The organism is Varibaculum vaginae (assembly GCF_900604285.1).
GTDB lineage: Bacteria > Actinomycetota > Actinomycetes > Actinomycetales > Actinomycetaceae > Varibaculum > Varibaculum vaginae.
In genome coordinates this window covers 323,324-343,409 of record NZ_UWNY01000001.1, presented here as the reverse complement: position 1 = coordinate 343,409, position 20,086 = coordinate 323,324, and the positions used below count along the sequence as shown (strand labels likewise).

At 49.2% G+C, this 20,086-nt stretch carries 14 protein-coding genes; 9 read left to right on the top strand and 5 right to left on the bottom strand.

Annotated features, from left to right (window positions below):
• Positions 1–20 precede the first annotated feature (20 nt).
• Positions 21–1,427 carry a CCA tRNA nucleotidyltransferase gene (locus tag EFB02_RS01455; protein WP_122820610.1) on the bottom strand — a complete coding sequence of 469 codons (1,407 nt, stop codon included), beginning with the start codon at positions 1,425–1,427 and terminating at the stop codon, positions 21–23.
• Between the two features lie 178 nt (positions 1,428–1,605).
• Between EFB02_RS01455 and EFB02_RS01450 the strand changes: the two genes are divergently transcribed.
• From EFB02_RS01450 to EFB02_RS01425, 6 genes are all read left to right on the top strand, one after another.
• Positions 1,606–2,109 (top strand): NUDIX hydrolase, encoded by a 504-nt coding sequence (locus EFB02_RS01450; RefSeq protein WP_122819707.1) that lies wholly within the window; start codon positions 1,606–1,608, stop codon positions 2,107–2,109.
• 1 nt (position 2,110) lies between these two features.
• Entirely contained in the window at positions 2,111–4,270 is a 2,160-nt protein-coding gene (locus EFB02_RS01445) for a DUF6049 family protein (RefSeq protein WP_122819706.1), read from the top strand.
• A 16-nt stretch (positions 4,271–4,286) separates the two neighbouring features.
• Positions 4,287–8,435: a murein biosynthesis integral membrane protein MurJ gene (locus EFB02_RS01440; RefSeq protein ID WP_122819704.1), complete on the top strand. Its 4,149-nt coding sequence runs from the start codon at positions 4,287–4,289 to the stop codon at positions 8,433–8,435.
• Positions 8,436–8,545: 110 nt separating this feature from the next.
• The gene (gene trxB, locus EFB02_RS01435; protein ID WP_122819702.1) at positions 8,546–9,466 is read left to right on the top strand and encodes a thioredoxin-disulfide reductase; all 921 of its coding nucleotides are present in this window, start codon (positions 8,546–8,548) and stop codon (positions 9,464–9,466) included.
• A gap of 38 nt (positions 9,467–9,504) precedes the next feature.
• A complete protein-coding gene (gene trxA / locus EFB02_RS01430; protein WP_122819700.1) occupies positions 9,505–9,834 on the top strand; it encodes a thioredoxin in 330 nt (109 codons plus the stop codon).
• 104 nt (positions 9,835–9,938) lie between these two features.
• Entirely contained in the window at positions 9,939–10,619 is a 681-nt protein-coding gene (locus tag EFB02_RS01425) for an LmeA family phospholipid-binding protein (protein ID WP_160115347.1), read from the top strand.
• Between the two features lie 141 nt (positions 10,620–10,760).
• Here the strand turns inward: EFB02_RS01425 and pntB are convergent, their stop codons facing one another.
• From pntB to EFB02_RS01405, 4 genes are all read right to left on the bottom strand, one after another.
• Positions 10,761–12,302, bottom strand: a complete 1,542-nt coding sequence (gene pntB / locus EFB02_RS01420) for a Re/Si-specific NAD(P)(+) transhydrogenase subunit beta (protein WP_122819696.1) — start codon at positions 12,300–12,302, stop codon at positions 10,761–10,763.
• A gap of 3 nt (positions 12,303–12,305) precedes the next feature.
• A complete protein-coding gene (locus EFB02_RS01415) occupies positions 12,306–13,862 on the bottom strand; it encodes a Re/Si-specific NAD(P)(+) transhydrogenase subunit alpha (protein ID WP_122819694.1) in 1,557 nt (518 codons plus the stop codon).
• 158 nt (positions 13,863–14,020) lie between these two features.
• Positions 14,021–14,239, bottom strand: coding sequence for a carbon storage regulator (locus EFB02_RS01410; RefSeq protein ID WP_122819692.1), 219 nt, complete (start codon positions 14,237–14,239; stop codon positions 14,021–14,023).
• Between the two features lie 67 nt (positions 14,240–14,306).
• Positions 14,307–14,708 carry a hypothetical protein gene (locus tag EFB02_RS01405; protein ID WP_122819690.1) on the bottom strand — a complete coding sequence of 134 codons (402 nt, stop codon included), beginning with the start codon at positions 14,706–14,708 and terminating at the stop codon, positions 14,307–14,309.
• A 171-nt stretch (positions 14,709–14,879) separates the two neighbouring features.
• On the opposite strand from EFB02_RS01405, the gene EFB02_RS01400 reads away from it, so the two are divergent.
• The 3 genes from EFB02_RS01400 to EFB02_RS01390 all read left to right on the top strand — a co-directional run bounded on the left by EFB02_RS01400 (position 14,880) and on the right by EFB02_RS01390 (position 20,084).
• Entirely contained in the window at positions 14,880–16,145 is a 1,266-nt protein-coding gene (locus EFB02_RS01400; RefSeq protein ID WP_122819688.1) for a hypothetical protein, read from the top strand.
• Positions 16,146–16,162: 17 nt separating this feature from the next.
• Positions 16,163–17,329, top strand: coding sequence for a hypothetical protein (locus EFB02_RS01395; protein ID WP_147471007.1), 1,167 nt, complete (start codon positions 16,163–16,165; stop codon positions 17,327–17,329).
• Between the two features lie 202 nt (positions 17,330–17,531).
• Positions 17,532–20,084 (top strand): MMPL family transporter, encoded by a 2,553-nt coding sequence (locus tag EFB02_RS01390; RefSeq protein WP_160115346.1) that lies wholly within the window; start codon positions 17,532–17,534, stop codon positions 20,082–20,084.
• Positions 20,085–20,086: the final 2 nt, after the last annotated feature.

Genomic DNA, 20,086 nt, shown 5'->3' with positions numbered 1-20,086 from the left:
ATTTCACCAAGGGGCTACAACTAGGATTGGCTTTCCCACCATCCAAGTAGCCGTTCACGCGCCGCTGCTTTACCGATTTCACCCTCTTCTAGCCGCAGATTCAACATATATTTATAGGCTTTCCCCACTTGCGGACCCGGTTTTAACTGCAGTATCTGCATAATTTCTTCCCCATCTAGTTCGGGACGAATCCGGGATAATTCCTCTTTTTCTGCCAGCTGAGAGATTCGTTCTTCGAGGTCATCATAAGCGTGTTCCAGGCGGGCGGCACGGCGCCGATTCCGAGTAGTGCAATCGGCGCGGGTTAGGCGATGCAGACGAGTCAGCATATCTCCCGCATCAGCCACATAGCGCCGTACTGCCGAGTCACTCCAGGCCTGCTCCCCGTAGCCATGAAAGCGCAGGTGTAGGGAAACCAGCAAAGTTACGTCTTTAATGGTTTGTTTATCGAAATGGAGGGCACGCATCCGTTTCCGGGTAAGTTTAGCTCCCACGATTTCATGGTGATGAAAAGAAACTGTGCCATTACTTTCAAACCGTCGGGTGGCGGGTTTGCCCACATCATGCATGAGGGCGGCGAACCGCAAAATAAAATCGGGTCCCGGTACCTCTCCCTCGGGACCGGTTTCTAAGGCAATTGCCTGGTCGACAACGGTTAAGGTGTGTTCGTAAACATCCTTGTGACGGCCATGTTCATCTACAGTGGCGCGCAGATTCGCCACTTCCGGTAGCACCATTGCCGCCAGCCCGGTATAAACCATTAGCTCTAGACCCTTGCGCGGATTTTTCCCTACCATCAAGGCTTCCAGTTCGGAGCGTACGCGCTCGGGGGAAACAATCTCGATCCGGCTCGCCATATTTTCCATAGCTGCCATCACCGGCATGGTCACATCTAAGTCCAGTTGGGAAGCAAAGCGAGCAGCTCGCATCATTCGCAGCGGGTCATCATCGAAAGATTGCTCCGGGGAAACCGGGGTACGCAGCTGCCCACTGACTAGATCAGCTATCCCCTGATGGGGATCCACTAGGGTTAAGTCCGGCAAACGCAACGCCATCGCGTTAACCGTAAAATCCCGACGCGTCAGGTCTCCCTCTAAAGTATCCCCAAACTGAACTGCCGGTTTGCGGCTGTCCTTTTGATATTTATCGCTGCGATAGGTGGTTACTTCTACGGTTAAACCCGCTTTATGGGCGCCGATGGTCCCAAATTCTTTACCCATTGTCCACACGTTACCCGCCCAGTTTTTCAGAATCTGTTCGGTTTTATCTGGGCGCGCTGAAGTTGCTAAATCCCAATCGTGGGGCTCTCGTCCACACATGGCATCACGTACTGGCCCGCCTACCAGGGCAAGCTCCTCACCTTCAACGGAAAATAAGTCAGCAAGTTCGCGGATCTGCACTGGTAAATGTGCGAGGGCACTCAGCATATTATTTAGGGCAACCGCTGCATTTTCTGGCAGTTGTACCTGGCTTGCTGACAAACCGGTCAAATCAGTAGCTAACTTCAGATTTTTCTTCATTGTTTCCAGATTGCCAGAAACTGGACCACTCTTCCAAGTGGCAACCTGTTAGCCCCTAATAAGGGCGCAAGGTAGCATTAAAGATATGTCCGTTCGCAATTCGTATCGTCGCCGCCGCCGCGCTGGTTCGCGCCGGCCCGGTTCTTTACCAATTGTCGACGAAACTTCTGCCGGCGGATTGGTATTAAAGGTCGAAAACCGCCAAGCTTTCGTAGCACTAATTGCACGTCGAAATCGTAATGGAGAAATTGAGTGGTGCTTACCTAAAGGCCACTTGGAGAAGGGCGAAACTGCACAGCAGGCGGCTCGACGAGAAATTTTCGAAGAAACCGGAATCAAAGGAAAAATAGTTGCTCCCCTAATTTCTATTGATTACTGGTTCGCAGGGGCAGGTCGACGTATTCATAAAGTAGTACATCACTACCTGTTAGAGGCCACAGGCGGAACTATCACTGTCGATAACGATCCCGATCAAGAAGCCGAAGCCGCTGCTTGGGTACCCCTGGAAATGGTTTCCAAAGTGCTGGTTTACCCCAATGAACGTAAAGTAGTGGCCACTGCCCTCGAGCTATTGGAAATTGAGGATTAGCTTGGCTTCCTCACGCCCTGAAGCAAGAAATTTAGCGGCTGCTTTCCTCTGTATATGCCTATTATTCCTATCTGCTCTATCCGCTCGTCTACCAGTGGCTAATGCCACCGAGAATGGTGGGGAAGAAAAATTAACCACCTCGATCTCTAATATCAGCCCTGATACGCTTGCGATCCAAGAGGACGTAGCTGCCGCAGATGAAAGAATTACGGTGACAGGGCACGTTAGCAATAGTTTTAAATCCGCTATCGAGGACGTGAATGTCCAGGTTTTAGTGGGTTCGCTCCTAGCAACCAATGCCACTAATATCCGTAATTGGACTAAAGGGGATTCAAATGTGGGTATGGGACAATTCTATGTTGCAGCCAGGACAAATATCGGTACCATCAAGGCAGGTAGTGTCAGCTCTTTCCAAATTGAAATCCCTGTTTCTGCCTTGCCGGAACCAACTCCCACCAACCTGGGTACCCTAGGAATTCAGGCATTAGCCAGTGCAAATAAGGTGAAATATATTGATTCCATCTCCGGAAAATCGCTACTGTTGTATGCACCAGCAACAAAACAAGAGGTAAAAACTAACTTATCGATAATTGCTCCTATCTCTGCCTCCTCCTCGGAAATGGCAAAATGGCTGGCAAAAGGAGGAGCCGGTCGGAATGCAGCTGCTGCTGATCCGAGAAGTATTCCTTCCCTTAAATCTTTGCAGAGCGCTAAAGATAATCTAAAAATCCTCAATGAGGTGTCTACTACTGGAATTACCTGGGTGGTAGATCCAGCGCTGATTCATTCTGACTCCCCTTTATTGACCGGTAGATTTGCTCCTTTAGCAGAGAGACCTGCGCCTATAACCCTGGATCCCGCGATGCTAACCGCCCTGAAAACTGCACAAAGCAAAGGGGCTAGCCTTTCCCTTGATTTATGGGGGGCACCCGATTTAGTGCAACTTGATGAGGAAGGACTCGCTAGAGCAGCAAAATGGAACCGCCGAGTAGGAGCACTTATTGGAAAACATCTAAAACTGTCTCCTAGCAGTATATTTTTAGCGGATCCGCGTTGGGTAAAACGCACTGATTCTCTCTGTGAGGGTAAATCCCCACAGCTGACCGCTGGTTGCGTATTTTTCACTGGATCAGACCGCCTGGTCTTAACTAATAGCTACAACTACCAACCTGACCTGCTCGTCAGGTTACAGCTGGGAGCAAAAAACCGCGTTCTACTGGCGGATTACGGGGATTTGTCGGGACTGCTAGCAGATAATTCCCCCCAAGAGGCTTTCACTAACACCCAGTTGGCACGGGCGCTGCTGGCTGCCATAACCAGCGAGCGTCCCGCCCAGCCAAGGCTAATAAACGCGATTTTACCTAATGGAACTGCCGCAAATACTGCTACCCAGAAACGTTTAGCAAAGGTCTTATCTGATCCTTGGGTAAATCCCTTACCCCTAGCTAAAGCACTGACAGCCGATCCCACCCCTGTAGCGCTCACTAACAGCCAACTAAGGGCGCGGTTAACACCTTCACTGCCAGATTCTTTGGGAGTTGCTGGCAGCTCTACACAAGCGAGCACTACTGAGCTCAACCAAGCACGCCAACAGATTATTCTCTCACTGGATCAGATAGCTCAGTCACCACAAAGAATAACTATCCCACTTAACCAGCAATTACTGTTAGCAACTTCTAGAGTTATGACCACGCCAGAGCGAAATCAGGCAATCACCAATGCCAGGAAACAGCTAAAAATTATTTCTCGAGCGGTACAAATCCAGTCCTCCTCCCGAATCAATCTCATCGCCACCAATTCCCAAATACCGATAAAGGTAATAAATCGGCTTCCTTTGGAGGTAAACGTACGTTTACAACTGCGTCCTACCGATTCCCGCCTGCGAGCAAAATCTGCGGTAGCGGTAAATCTTCCCCCTAAAGGGTCAAAAACTGTGAAAATTCCGGTTACTGCAGTCAGAAATGGAAACGTGCGCGCTTACGTGGCGATTTTGTCACAACAAGGTAATCTAGTCCTTAGCAATCAACAACGGATTAACCTGCGAATTCGCAGTGGATGGGAGGATAGCATTTTCCTAGGTTTTACTATCACCACCGCGGCGATTTTCCTAGTTGGTCTGGTTATTAATTTCCGCCGCGGCACCCGGATGAAACGACAATAGGGTAAAGGAGGAGGAAGTGAGCAACGAGGACGAAAAGACCACCCCGGAGATCAAGGGCATCAAAAAAATTAATGTTGCCCGTGCCTCGGGAATTATGGTGGCGGGCACAATGGTGTCGCGCATCCTTGGCTTCGCGCGAGCAGCGTTGCTAATTGCTTTGATTGGTTCAATCGGAGCTAATGATGCTTTTCAAGCCGCCAACAACCTACCAAATATTATTTTTAACCTCCTTGCTTCTTCGATTCTTTCAGCAGTGCTGGTGCCCCAGATTGTGCGCGCCCTGCAACGAAAAAACTCTGACGAGTTCATTAACCGACTGCTAACCCTGTTCACCACCGCATTACTAGTCTTAACTCTCATTTGCGTGGCTCTAGCTCCCGTTTTTATCACTCTGTTTGCCGCGAAACTCGATCCCGGTTGGAAACAGCTAGCGATTACCTTTTCTTACTGGTCGCTGCCGCAGATATTTTTCTATGGGCTATATTCCCTGTGGGGACAGTTCCTAAACGCTAAAGGTTCCTTCGGCCCTTATATGTGGGCGCCAGTGGTAAATAACGTAGTGGGCATTTCGGGAATCATTGTTTTTTGGCGAGTGCTCGGAACTGAAACGGATTGGGCGGGCGATCCCAGCGTCTGGACCGGGGAACCAATCATGCTACTGGCGGGAATTTCCACCCTGGGAATCATCGTGCAAGCCCTAATCTTGTTGATTCCCCTACGTCGTACCGGTTTTAAAATGCGTCTGGTCTGGGGAATTCGTGGTTACGGTTTAGGGGAAGTGTCCCGCACCGCAATGTGGGCATTTTTCACTTTGTGTGTAAACCAGGTAGGTTTCCTAGCAATCTCAAACATCGCGGCGGCTGCCAATGGTTATGCGGCACGGCATGGGGTTACTATTGCTACCACCACCGCTTACAGCACTGCCTACACAGTGTTCATGATTCCCCAATCCATTATTGTTATCTCGGTAATCACCGCTCTATTTACCTCTATGAGCGCCATGGTGGCGGTCGGACAAATTGGGCGCTTGCGTAACCAATTCTTGATTACCCAGCAGGGGGTTAGCCTCATAACCGTTCTTTGTGCGGCGTTAATGCTGGTGTTAGCGCTACCAATTATGCAATTTATTATGCCTACTACCCCCAGCGCTTCAGTTCGTAACTTTGCACAGGTGTTGGCGGTGATGGCCTTGGGTATTCCCTTCCTAGGATTTTGCGATCTTACCCAACGCCTAGTATTAGCTTTTGCAGATGCCCGCAGCCTCTTCTTCGTGCAAATTCCCATGACTATCTGCACTTTAATTTTTTGTGGAATAACCGTGCTTTTCTTGCCAGCAAAATACTGGGTAATGGGAGCTGCCGCAGGCGAACAACTTTCCTACCTAGTAGGGGCGGGACTCACCCTTTGGCATCTACACAATAAACATCTACCCCTAAAGTTTACTTCCCAGTTATGGCGTTCATTATGGACTATTCTGTTGTCATCTTTAGGAGCCGGATGCGCAGGTTGGCTGCTATTACATTATTGGGGACCGTTCGCAGGTGGAGATGAAGATCCCTCACTAATCCACATGACGGGAGCTTTTGCGCGACTAATAGTGGTAACAGCACTAATGACGATAATATATTTGGGTCTGTTACTGGTCTGGCGTTCTCCCGCCCTTGCGATTTTAGCGGTTCCCACCTGGAAAAAAATTCGCCCTGGGAAAGCCCTACCCCGCCTCTTAACTTACGAAAAAGAAATACTAGCTACCCCAGATAACCAAACCGTAGATGACGAGGTCGCAGCAGGCGGGCTAAAATCGGGGAAAGACATCCCTTACCCGGTGCATGCAGAAGATGAAAACAGTGTCGAAACTGTACCCCCTAAGGCAGATGAGGAATCGCTTTCGCCGTATGCAGGTGAACTAAGCAAGGAAGATGAGGATCAAGTGGCCAGTCAGCACCCCGAATCCCAGGTGGTCACCGCCAGTTATAACGCAGACGGATACGTTAATCTCCAACCTGGGACGACCTTAAGTTTCCCCAATCAAGATAGTTTTCAAGCTTTAACTTTGGGACAACGTTTAGCGGGAGATTTTCTGCCTGAAAAAGACGCATGGACAGTGACCGCCGAGAACGGTGAAAACGCAGAACTGCTCGTTTTCCAAGGCCAAAGGGAAAAAACTCGCGAATATTATCAGCGCTTACGTCAACTTAACGCTATTGGGTTACAAGAGTTTATTTGGAGCTGTGTTAATCCGGTTGAAGCAGTATTGTTGCGGGCAACACCGGCACATCCGCTTAGTGAAATCGTTTCCTCAGGAATGCCACCACAAGTTATTCATTCCCTAATTTCGCAGGTAAGCGCAGCTTTAGCGCAAGTTCATGAAGTAGATTTAGCACATGGCGCTATCAGTCCTGCTCATGTTTTGGTTTCGCCGATGGGAAAGGTGATTATTCGCCTGGATGTTGCCGATCAAAACGCGCCTGCCCAACTGCAGAGGGCACAAATTAAAGATGGGCAAAACGTATTAGAACTGTTGTATTTCCTATGCACCGGAAAATCCGACCAGTTTGCGCGGGCAAAAACAGACGAAAAATTGCTTCCTCCTTCTAGTTTCCACCATGGCATTGATATTGATTTAGATGCGGTTGCCCTCGCGGGGGCAGCGATGCCGTCCCCACGTCTGTGCCAAGCGATCGCACAGCAACTGGGAACAGCTGATCTCTTGGTTGTCCAGAAATGGTTGAGCGAGAAGTCGTCTATGGCTGAAACTTCTGAAAGTTTGGATTCTAAATCTGTTACTGATTCCAAGGAAACTTCCTCTGCATTTAGCCGAGCCCAGAAGCCCACAAGTGACGAAAATTCTGACGGAATCGATAAACCTTTTGATAATAATTCTGATCATAGGCCTAATAGCGATAAGGACGATTCAGAATCCAGGAAAGAAAGTGGAAACGAGTCCAAAGAAACGATTGGGGCTTCCGATATTGAGGACGAAGTACAGGAAAAATCTAAACTTGCCGCTAAGCGATTAGCAATGGCAGTTTCTCCCTCCCAACGGCCAATCAAACCGGTATTACCTCCGGGAGCTAAAATTCCTGGTCATAATGATCTCCCTTATGAAGAGGCAGCCAGAACTCAAGCAATTCCCCTTGCCGAGATGCAAAAAATGAACCTGGATCCCCAGGAAGAAAAAGCGGGATCGGATGCCTGGGTACCGCAAGCGGTGAGTGCCGAACAAGCCCGAGCGGGTAGAGTGACTGCTCCGAACTTCCTGAATAGGTTGGCTACTAATTCTGCGAGTTCGGCAGGTCAAATTCCTACTGTCCCCGATTGGGCCTCAGGGGCAAAGCCGCTAGATAAACTCACTGACACAAAAGTAAAAACTGCTCCCGATAGCTGGTCGACGAAGAAGAAATTTTCTAAGAACCCTGAAAAAGCGGCGAAGCAGAAAGCCAAATTGGCGCAAAAGATAAGTAAGGATGCAGAAAGAGCAGCTAAGCGCCGGCAACGGGAACAACTTCGTGACCAGCGACGCAAACAAAAAATGACCGAGCTTTCGCCCCGGGATTTAGAACCAGTGAATGCTACCCGTCTAGTGATTCGCTCTAGTTTCGCCGGAATGGGTATCTTGTTGCTGGTTTCGGTTCTAGTATTGATTCTTTGGCCGAACCACACCCCGCCAGTGGCGAAACCAGCTCCTTCCCAAACTCAGACCATAGAAAAGTCCCCTCAGCCAGAAGATACTTACCCTCCAGCCGAAATCGCTGGCGTAGCCTCAATTGATGCCGAAGGCAACGATACCGAACATCCTGAACTTGCGGACAAAATGATCGATGGTAACGAGGAAACATACTGGTTATCTCGATACTTTGCAGATCCTAAACTTGGAGATCGAAACGGATTCGGGGTGGTAGTCACCTTCAAGGCACAAACCAAAATCTCGCAGATAAAGTTAAAAACCAATGCTAGCGGCGGCAAGATTGAGGTGCGTTCGCTACCTAAATCTGGGCTCCCGCGGGACGGAAAAATCCTAGCGACCGGCAGTTTCGCAGATACAGTTACTATCAAACTGAAACCCAGAGCTAATGCGCATGCCTTAATTTTATGGTTCCCGGAATTACCGGTCGACAAGGTGGGTAACAATCGGGCTAACATTTCTGAAATTTCGGTTTCTTAGACCAGTAATTATTCCGGTTTCGCTCACTGCGTTAACTGCTTGCGGCGCGGTCTTTTAAGCTGCGAAAATAGGCTTAGTAACTGCGGGAAAGGCGACACCTAGGAGGCTTTATGTCGGTACGTGACATTATCATTATCGGATCGGGACCGGCTGGCTATACGGCGGCCATCTATACTGCCCGCGCAGGGCTTAACCCTCTTCTAATCGCTGGAGAGGTAACCGCAGGTGGTGCTCTTATGAATACTAGTGAGGTAGAAAACTTTCCTGGTTTTCCCGAAGGGATTCAAGGGCCAGATTTAATGGCAAATATGCTTTCTCAAGCTGAACGTTTCGGTTGCGAAATTCTCTATGAGGACGCGCTCGAGCTTTCCCTAGAAGGGGAAGAAAAACTAGTAGTCACTTCCGAGGGGAAGTATTTTGCTCGCCGCGTCATTTTGGCAATGGGGTCGGAATATCGCAAACTGAACGTACCCGGTGAAATAGAGCTGTCTGGCAGGGGGGTTTCCTATTGTGCTACCTGTGACGGTTTCTTCTTCAAAGATCAAAACTTAGCAGTGGTTGGAGGCGGTGACTCCGCAATGGAGGAAGCGCTGTTCTTAACTAAGTTCGCCAAGAAAGTGACGGTTATTCACCGTCGCGACCAACTACGTGCCTCCCAGATTATGGCCGAGCGGGCGCATGCTAACCCCAAGATTGATTTTGCTTGGAACAGTACTGTTGCCCAGATTAACGGGGAAGACAAAGTGGAATCTATTACTTTGCAGTCAACTGTGGACGGCAAAGAAAGCACTTTGGACGCTACTGGTGTGTTTGTGGCGATTGGTCATGAACCTCGCTCTCAGCTAGTTAAAGGTCAAGTGGATCTTGATGCTGCCGGATATGTGCAGGTTGCCCTACCCGGTACCGCCACCAATATTTACGGTGTTTTTGCCTGCGGGGATTTGGTTGACCATACCTATCGCCAAGCAATTACCGCTGCCGGTTCCGGGTGCCGAGCTGCCCTCGATGCCGAACGTTCCCTAACCGACTAGCAGAATTATTGTTAAACACTTAGAGAGGAAAACATAAGATGTCAAACCCCATTGAAGTTACCGAAAAAGATTTTGACCAGGAAGTACTGCAATCTGATATCCCGGTATTGGTAGATTTTTGGGCACCTTGGTGCGGACCTTGCCGCCAGATGGGTCCGATAGTAGACGAGGTAGCCGCCGAGGTTGCCGGAAAAGCTACAGTTGCCAAGGTGAATATCGACGAAAACCCACAGCTCGCGGCCAAATACGGAATCAATTCTATTCCTATGTTCATGGTATTTAACCAGGGCGAAATCGTTCGCGGTATTCTAGGAGCCAACCCCAAGCGGGAACTCTTAGGCCCGCTGCAGGCGGAAATCGATAAGTAATTTTCCTCTCCTCAGGGTGTAGGCAAGACTGCCTGGCTGCTATAGTTTTAGCGCTTTATACTTAACTGGTGCGGAATCTAAAGCGATTTTTAATAGTAATAGCAGTGCTCGCGCTGCTAATGGGGGTTTTAGACCGGCTTACTTGTTGGTGGGTACAAAACGAAGCCACGCAAGCTTTAGAGAGGCGAGGGGCAGAAAACCCCACGGTAAAGGTGAATGATTTACCTTTCTTAACCTCACTAATCAACGGAGATATTAATCAGGTGGCGGTTACGATTCCCCGTTTCGATATTGCGGCCGCGGGTGGAGCGCTACCGGTATCTGATGTGACCGCTCAGCTCAAGGGGCTGCAACTGAGTCCTACTCGTCTTAATATCGATAAGATCGGGCGGTTAAAAATACAGGCAGATTTAGGCGGAGAGGCACTATCTGCGCTGGTAGCGCAAAATGCACCTGAAGTGAAAGTACATTTGAGCCAGGGGAAGCTTTCTTTTTCCACTACTAAGTGGGGACAAGAGATTCTCGCTGACGGGCAAATCGAACTAAACGGGGGATCAGATGGGGTTTCCCCTACTTTAGTAGTTAAACCAACTGCGCTGAAAACCCAATTGCTGTCCTTGCCAGCTGACCAAATCCAACTTCCGGATTTCTTGCCGACATTAAATATCCCGATTAGTGGTATTCCCGCCAGTTTGCAGTTGAAAAATGCCGAGGTTAAAGCTGATCACCTGGTATTAGAACTGGAGGGTAAGAATGTCTTGATGCCTAAAGATTCTAATTCGTAAAAACGGAGTTTGGGGGTGCTGCCCGACTGAACCCCGCCCCCATTTTCACAGCTTAAAAACAAGGGGCGGGGTCGAAATAGAATGTAGCTACTTCGACCCCGCCCCTTGCTTTCCGGTATTAACCCATTTTTGGGAATCGGCTTAGAGGTTACGCACGATTTCTTCTACCGAGGCCTTCGCATCACCGAAAAGCATCTCGGTGTTCTCGTTAAAGAACAGCGGATTTTGCACCCCGGCATAGCCAGGATTCATCGAACGCTTAAACACCACTACTTGGCGTGCTTTCCACACTTCTAGCACCGGCATTCCCGCAATCGGGCTGCCCGGTTTAGTGGCATCGGGATTAACGGTGTCGTTCGCCCCAATCACCAGCACCATGTCGGTATCTGGAAAATCATCGTTAATCTCATCCATTTCCAGCACCACGTCGTAAGGTACTTTGGCCTCTGCCAACAGTACATTCATATGTCCGGGCATCCGTCCGGCTACCGGGTGGATCCCAAAACGTACATTTACTCCGGCAGCACGCAGCTTGGCAGTCAAATCCGCTACCGGGAACTGGGCTTGCGCCTGCGCCATCCCGTAGCCGGGGGTAATAATCACGCTAGAAGATTCCTTTAGCGCTTGCGCCACCTCGGCAGCACTGGTTTCGGTATAGTCACCGTAATCGGTATCCGCGCCCTTCGCCGGTCCCCCATCAGAGCCGAAACCTCCTAAAATTACGGAAACGAATGCCCGGTTCATAGCCTTACACATAATGTAGGACAAGTACGCACCTGAGGAACCCACCAAGGCGCCCGCGATGATCAGCATATTGTTACCCAACATGAAGCCCGCTGCCGCGGCTGCCCAACCAGAATATGAGTTAAGCATCGAGACTACTACCGGCATATCGCCACCGCCAATAGCGGCCACCAGGTGCAACCCCAGAACTAAGGCGATGACGGTCATAAGGATAATTGCTACCCATTGCATCCAGGTCAAGCTCATTGTGGTCGCGCTAAGCTGCGATCCACGCACCATCACCCCGATAAGCACGATGGAAACGATAATAGCGATAGCGTTCAACCAATTACGTCCCGGTAAAGTCAGAGGAGCACCTTTGATTTTTCCGGATAATTTCAGGTAAGCAACTATTGAACCAGTTAGGGTAACCGCACCGATAAATATCCCTACCCCCACTTCACCGAGGTGGAAACCTACGGTAGCGGGATCAATCGCGGTAGCAGCATCAGCGCCCGGTTTCTTAAACTCTCCAGGCATATGGATAAAGGTGTTATAGCCAACCAATACAGCCGCTAAACCTACAAAAGAGTGCAGCATCGCCACGAGTTCTGGCATTCCAGTCATGGGAATAGTTTTGGCTCTCCACAGTCCAATAATCGCTCCCGCAATCATTGCTACTGCAATTAAAAGTGCAGTTACCAGGGTAGATTGATAGCCGGGACTCCCTGCGTTATGTAGTGCGACCGCAATCGTAGCCGCCACTGCGACCAGCATTCCAATCGAGCCGAACCGGTTACCCCGCAAGGCTGTTTCGTTCTTGGATAGACCCGCTAGCGCCAAAATAAACAACAGTGCCGCGATCAGATAGGCAATATTTTGCCCTCTGCTAATCCAAAATTCGCCTTTAGAAGCATTGGCAACCAGGGTAGGAGTTACCGTGAATAGAACATTACTCATTTCTTATTTCTCCTCCCCCCGGAACATGGCTAGCATTCGGTGTGTCACCGAAAAACCGCCGAAAATATTAATCGAAGCTACCAAAATTGCTAGGAAGCTGAGCGTGGACACCACCGGGTTGGCGCTGCCTACCTGCAATATCGCTCCTACCAGAATAATTCCGGAAATAGCGTTGGTTTCACTCATTAGCGGGGTATGTAGCGAGTGAGTAACTGAGGTAATCACATAGAAGCCCACCACAATCGCCAGCATCAATATGAAGTAGTAGGGAATCAATGGTTTGGGGGTGGCGGCAATCAGTGCCAGTCCCAAAACAATCCCCACTGCTGCCCACAGCAGACGTTTGCGCTTATTAGAGGCCGCTGCTTCAGCTTTCTTGCGGGCCATCTCGGCGGCATCGGCAACTGACTCGGTCTTCTCGGGGGCAGGAGCGGCATGTACCTTGATTGGAGGCGGAGGAAACATATTTTCCCCGTCCTTGGCGATCGTAATTCCCCGTACTACTTCGTCCTCCATATCCAGGACGTATTTACCGTCTTTTTCCGGAGTAATCAGCTTAAATAGGTTTACGATATTTTGCCCGTACAGCTGCGATGACTGTCCGGGCAGGCGGCCGGCCAAATCGGTGTAACCAATAATGGTCACCCCGTTTTCGGTAACTACCTTTTCACCGGGACGAGTCAACTCACAGTTACCGCCGCCTGCTGCTGCCATATCTACGATCACGGAACCGGGAGCCATCCCCGCTACTGCCTCTTTGGTGATTAACAGGGGGGAGCGCCTTCCGGGAATATTAGCAGTGGTAATTACGATATCGTGGCAGGCGGCCTGTTCCGTGTAAAGTTTGGTGGCGGCATCGGCTTGATCCGCACTCATTTCTTTAGCATAGCCGTCATCCGATTTTTCTTGGGCAATCGGGATAGGAACGAAGGTGGCTCCCACTGATTCGGCTTGTTCGGCAGTTTCACTGCGCACGTCAGTGGCACTCACCTGCGCACCCATAGAGTTGGCGGTACCGATAGCGGCGAGTCCGGCTACTCCCACCCCAATTACATAGACTTTGGCAGGCGGGATTTTCCCAGCAGCAGTTACCTGCCCGGTAAAGAGGCGCCCAAAACTTTCTGCCGCTTCAATAACCGCACGATACCCGGAAACATTCGACATAGAGGAGAGCACATCCATAGATTGCGCCCTAGAGATTCGCGGAACCGTATCCATTGCAAACCCGGTAATACCTCGTTCTACCAGGGTATCTACGGTTTCAGGGTGTCGAGCAGGCGCCATCCGAGCGATTAAAAGCGCTCCAGGTCTAATCAAATCGAGATAGTTAGTGGGGGGTGTATCTAGAACGGTGACAATATCCGCCTGCCAGGCAGCCTCAGTGTCCACAATTTGCGCTCCGGCGGCCAAATACTGCTCATCGAGATAGGCTGCTTTTTCGCCCGCCCCGTGTTCGACTAGGACTTCATACCCCAGTTTGCTGAGCTTCTTTACCGTATCCGGAGTGGCAGCGACCAAAGTTTGGTCTGGCGTGGGCTCTTTAGGAACTCCAATTCGCACAGTTACTCCTTACTGTTTGGCTTTTCAAACGCCAATACATTTTTATCCCCGTTTTAACAGTGGATAACTTATTTTTAGCGTACTAGGTGCCCTATGAGAGCGCACTCTAAGTCTAGCTATATAGGATGTTATCCCGGTGTGGGTACAGATAGAAAAAATTATTGCTTAGCAGTGTCCGTTTTATTAACTGGTCCAGGTCCTTGTAAACCTAAACGCTTCCGGGCTGGTTCATCCAGAAGTTCTCCTCGTCGAATAGTGAGATTACGTGGAGCGCTGATTCCGATGCGGGCATTATCTTTATGCGATTCCACCACCGTAATCACCACTTCGTCGCCGATTACAATCTCTTCGCCGCGCCGGCGAGTCAGTACTAGCATCCTTGCTTTCCTCCATAGTTAAAACTTATTTTTTAATCGAGATTATCCATAGCTTAGTGAGAAGCTGCTATGCCCCATCTTCAGCAACTTCACTTTCCTTTGCAGACCGAAATAGCTCTTTATCGATCTCAGCTTCTGCGCGCGCGAGCTGTTCGGCTAGCTGATCGGGGGTAGTAGCGGCGACGCCTGCAAAACGAGCGGACGCTGGGTCAGAGACAGGTAACTCCAGACAGTTCATCTCGTCTACGGCGTTTTTGGGGGATTTTGTTTGCAAATTTTTTGCACGACTCCGTAGCGCTTGGGCATAAGAACCACGCTTTACTCCCCGCACTCGCCGTAATAATAAATCTAGATCCCGATTTACTTGATCATCTTCCCACCGGGCTTTTTCGGCTAGCAGCGCCCGCGTATCGGCTAATAAAGCTTCCAGTTCATGGTCGCTAGGTACTGGCCGATCCGCCTGCGTCATTGCGATACCTCCCTGTATTTCTTTTCTGTTTGCAATTCTAGATTATGGTTGCCGAATATGAAGCTACTTGCAGAATTATTGCTTGGATTTAGCGCCGACTTTAAACTGAGGAGCAGTGGTTTTGTATCAACAGAGCTCAATTGATTGTTACACAACTAACCGGGAGAAGAAATGTCGTTCCCTGATAATTCCTATCAACTTGGAAATCCGCCAGTAGGAAATCCACCTTCGGGATCTCCGCCCTGTTCTTACCCTGGGCAAGCCGGTAACGGATTCAATGACCACTATCCCTATCTACCGGCAGGTTATCCGGGTGGATCAGGCTACCCCGCTGGCTCACAGTATCCTGCGAGATCGGACTACCCCAATGTCATGCCTCAGCCTCCGCAAGGCACTGACCTGTCTTGGCTACTAAATAATTTCAGGCGAAATCGAGTCTGGTTCATCCCGATTTCTTTACTACTGATTTTGATTGGATACATAGTTTTTGCTGCCATTAACTTTGAATCACCTGCGGCAGAGGGCACCGGTTTGTTGTTCTTTGGCGCCGGACACGCCCTGCTAGTAGCTTTCATTCTTGCTGGCAGCAAACACGTAGGTAAGTTCACCAAGGTAGCAATTTGGGTTGCCACCGTTATTATTACCTGCGGATGGCTTGGTCTGATAATAAACTTAGCTTTACAGTTTTCTCTCTGGGGTGTACACGACGTAACCACCGCTCTAATTTTCCTAACCCTAACGGTAGTAATGCTAATCGGGGGAATGATCGCAGGATCAGTGCTTTCTGGCAAACCTAGCGAACCAGTTTCCGCAGGGGTGATTCTCCCGATTTGCCTCTTCCTGCTACTGACAGCAACTATCACTCCCGTTATTCACGCCGTGGGAATGTTGCTTTTGATAGGGGCGACCGCTTGTTCAGTTATTAAGCCGCGACCTGCCTACTTTGTTCTCCTGGGACTTACCGCCCTTTTAGCGCTAGTTAGCTTTATTATTGGCCTGGCTTCAAAAACCGCCTCCGCCTTTCTGGGCAAGGGTGACTACGATACTGGGCTAAGCATGTACGGTGCGTTCTTCTCAGGACCATTAGAAAATGTAGGGTGGATTTATTGGATAATCGGGGGATTGACTTGGGCATTTTCCCTGGTAGTGCTGGCGGCTTGCATCTTAGCAATCTACCAGACCATTTCCCGGCAACCGGTCACTGACCTCATCGAAGTATTTAGAAACAACTCGCAGCCGAACCCGTATTCGGGGTATTACCAGCAGGGGCAATATCCTCCCACCGGTTACCCGCGGCAGCCTTATTACGGGGGGCAATTCTCCCTGGTGCCACCAAACGAACCCGGACAGCAGTTTTCACAATTCCAGGCGCCTCAGCAGCAATCCTTTATGCCACCCAACCCGCCGCAAGGTTCGCAGCCTCCGCAAAATAACTGAGGCCAAGGATGGGACTTATGCACCCAAACTCATCAACTAACTTACCTGTCCAACCGCTAATGGAGCATTCCTTAATGGCACTGGCAGGCTCCGCCGCGATGATAGTGGTAGCGGTGCTGCTAGTTATCTGGACACTGGTTTTTTACCAAAGCGCCGCTCGTTCCCCAATTTTTACTTTCAGTGCCCGCCGCCAAGAAAATCTCTTCCGGCTGTTAAATGCTTATCGCCAGCATCTGCTTTCCCTAGAAGCTGATCGACGTTACCACAGTTTAGATTCCTGCTCGCGACAAGTAGTCCTGGGAAAAATTCTGGTTAATCTGGCGAAACAGTATTACCGGACTGCAGGTTGGGTCAACTACCGTTCACAGCAGCTCCTGGCTACAGACTGGCCACAAATGGCTTTCCTAATTTCGGGACTGCTACATCCCGACGCGATTACCGCCAGCTATCCGTTAAATGAAGTTTCTGGCTTTCACGATGCGCTTTACCAGATTGATATGCGCATATCGGCACATCAACGTTCCCTAAACACCCGACATGACCTGGTAATAAAATCACCTAAACGTTCCCGCTTGTGGATTATTCCTGTTACTTTACTGGTGGTCTCCCTAGTAGCTGCTTCCGGGCTGCAAACTCGTAACTGGTTTTTAGAGCAGCAAGCGGTGCGCGCTGACCGGGCAGGAAATGTTACCCAAGCACAAACTTTACGGATACAGCAAACCGGTTCCCAGCTGGTAGCTGATCGTTGGCTGGTCAACTATAACTTAGGCACCAGCTATTTAAAGACCGATAACCTGATGGAAGCCAATACCTATCTTTCTCGTTCCTCGCGACAACTTCCTTTCCTGCTGGAAACGAAAATGACTGAACCTCAGGCAGTGCTGGCCGGCTGCCAGGTTAAATACAACTTAGCTTTGACAATAACTAAAGCTATGCAGCAAAAACAAGAGAATTATTCTGTAGATAAGGCTGCGGATCTACTGGTTTACTGCAATCAGAAGGCCTTAAAAATGCGAAAAAACTCTTGGAAGGTTACCTACAAAGGTTCTGGTAACCACCAAGTTGCCGCTCGCTTAAAAAAACTATCTCATGACTCAGACCAGTTACTAGCGCAACTCAAAAAGCAGGCAGGAAAGAACTTTGTAATGCCATCTCCGGAATGGCTAGAAGATTCCGGTTTCTAGGAGGAGTTCGTACAGAATATTTCTATTTTCCAGGCTTTCCCGATGCAATCGTTACCGTTAAAAGTCTTTTAAAATTACAATAACCTTGGAAAACGCTATGACTACTTCGGTGAGCTATTGACGGAAAAATATTATTTCAAATCCCTTCCTGATTCCGCTGCACTAACGCCCAGAAACCAGCACAATTGAAGTTATGAATCGGATGAAGCACTTTTGGTGGGGCAAACACCCTGGCTTCACCGTAAGTATCTGGTTGCTAACAGTCACGATTTCTATAATGGCTGTATTTTCCGGGTTCGGAGGAAAACCTTTATTCGAGCGCTTAATAACCCCGCAACCTGCGAGTCCCGCCTCGCCCTCGGCAATGGGAAAAGACATCTACGAACGAGCTCACGGCGATACCTATCCAGTTACTGCAGTGGTAAAGGTCAAAGACCTGGAACAAAACGCCAACCAGATCGCTAAAATGCTAATCCCCTTGCACGCTGACCTCTTAAAAGTAAAAAAAGTTAAGGGAATAGCCGATCCTTTTATTGCTTTTGACCCGCAACTTCCCGCTGGGAAAAAGGCACAAGTAGCAATTGATAATGCCTTAGAACAGACCTTAAAAGAAGGAAGAGAACAGGCGGAAAAAATCGCGAAAGCTAAAGGTGCGAACCAAAACCAAGTAAAAAAGGCACAGCAGCGCGCCGAACAGGAGGTAAAAAAAGAGTTTGCAACCCACCTGCCCCCATTATGGGACACTATCCAGTCCAGTCAGCTAAAACAGATGATTGCTACGGATAATAAAACTTTCCTGATTAATGTGCAGTTAGCTGCTGACGGATATGAACAGGTTGACCCGATTGCACGTAACCAAGTCGCCGCAGTTTTAAGTGAAGTCCCCGATTATTTTGCCGGTTCCACTGTTGACGCCACAGTAAATGTGGTAGACAGTATCGGTTTGCAAGATGCAGCTAATGGGCAGGTAAAAGCAGATATGCTGCGTGGAGAAGGAATTTCCATCCCGATTTCCCTGCTGATAATGGCAATAGTTTTCGGCGGGATGTTAGCCGCCCTAATGCCCCTAATCGGTGCCGGAGCCGCCATTGGGATTACCCTGCTACTGATTTTATTACTTACCTACCTGATTACCGTAGAGTCGTTCGTGGTAAATATTGTTTCTTTTCTGGGACTGGGATTATCTATTGATTACGGGCTATTAATCGTATCCCGTTACCGATCTGAACTGCATAAACGTGGTATATACGGCCAGGAAAATACCTTTATTTTTTATCCTCGTTTCATTCAACTTATATTAGCGTCACACCGCGAAAATAATCCTCAAATGCAGATTCTCTCTCGTAAAGATTATCGCGCTCAACTGCTTATCGCCCGCAAGCCGTATCTGCAGGCTTTAGATAAAACCATGAATACCGCGGGAGCTACCGTATTCTTTTCCGCGCTGATCGTGTCGATGGCGATTTTAGGTCTTTGCATTTTCCCGCTACCCCTACTGCGGCTAATGGGAATCGGGGGCGTAGGGGTAACTATTTTAGCCATGATCTCCAATATGACCTTATTACCAGCATTAATGATGCTTTTTGGACCGACCCTGGCTGCGCCCTCTTCCGTTGCTACCTCGCTAAACTGGGTGCGTCGTAACCTCTTACGCCTACGTACTAACCGTAGCGAGGACGATCCTTCGCCAGTTTTTCGCAAAGTTTCTACTTTTGTAACCCGCCGTCCTTGGCCAGTCCTAGTAGTAGTCACATCAATTCTAGTGATAATGTCGATTCCTTTGTACCACATGGAAATGCGTTCTTCCGCAGTAGAATCTATGCCTCGATCTATCCCCCAAATAGGGGCACTGTGGGATATGTGGGATCGTTTCCCTGACTCGGCCAACCCTCAAATTCGGGTGGTAGCAAAAACTACTCCCCACCAGCTACAAGAGTGGGCTGATAAGGAAATAAAACCACTTACTCACGTAAAGCGAATTCATCCCGCCGAAGACCTAAAAATCAATGGCAAACAATATGCTGCTGTCGATGTTTACACTACCGAAAAAGATGCCTTTGCTGCCCAAGTAAAACAAGAAATGCAGCAGGTGCGTAATTTACCTGCCCCCTTCCAAACCTGGGTTACCGGTCAGGCAGCGTTGCAAACGGATTTTCAAGACACTTTGGCACATTATGCCCCCTACGTGTTCATTACTGTCGCCCTCACCACCTATTTTATGCTCTTCTTAATGACCGGGGCTTTGCTGCTTCCCCTGCAAGCTCTGGTGTTAAATATGGTGTCTTTGATGTCATCCCTGGGGATTGCGGTTTGGGTTTTCCAATATGGTCACGGGGAAAAACTTCTCGGATTTACTTCGCTCGGGGCAGTGGAATCTTATGTGGTAGCGATTGTATTTTGCTTCGGTTTTGGGTTGTCAATGGATTATGAAATGTTTTTAGTTTCGCGAGTTAAGGAAATCTGGGACGAAACCAATGATAATAAACGATCTGTTCGCGAGGGGTTAACTCATTCGGCCTCTACCATCACCTCAGCCGCCCTAATTTTGTTAGTAGTATTTTTGGGTTTCACCACCGGAGGTATCCAAGCGATTAAACAGATTGGCTTTACATTGGCGGTTGCGGTTGCTCTTGATGCCACTTTAGTACGCATGGGGCTAGTACCTGCGATTATGGCTATCTGTGGACAAGCTAATTGGTGGGCTCCGAAATGGTTACAATCTTTGCATTCCAGCTTGCCTCTTCCAGGACACTAGAG